Origin of the sequence: Acinetobacter johnsonii (assembly GCF_048551975.1) — a bacterium.
Classification (GTDB): domain Bacteria; phylum Pseudomonadota; class Gammaproteobacteria; order Pseudomonadales; family Moraxellaceae; genus Acinetobacter; species Acinetobacter johnsonii_A.
On sequence record NZ_JBIMCF010000246.1, the window covers coordinates 1 to 269 of the forward strand.

1 pseudogene is annotated in these 269 nt (G+C 42.4%); it reads left to right on the top strand.

Annotation, left to right across the window (positions count from 1 at the left end):
* Positions 1 to 10: 10 nt before the first annotated feature.
* Positions 11 to 269 (top strand): annotated as a pseudogene (locus ACG9ZB_RS17385) (hypothetical protein); the annotation flags it as partial.

Genomic DNA, 269 nt, shown 5'->3' on the forward strand with positions numbered 1-269 from the left:
GGAGAGTGTGATGGATATTAAAAAATTAAAAGTTGAATTTGAGAAGCTTAAATATATTAACGAGAAGCTTGAGTATCTAAACTTTGACGAGCACTTAGGTTGTTATGTTGAGAAGAATAACGGTATGCCTGTTGGATTGGCGGCATGGGTACATGGCGCGTTTTATGGGTTTAAGCAAGCAGCCAAAGCCCTAGCGGTTCCTAGGTGGATTTCAACTTCTGATCGGATGCCTAAAGAAGGCGAAGAAGTTTTGGTGCCCAGCTTTGGGC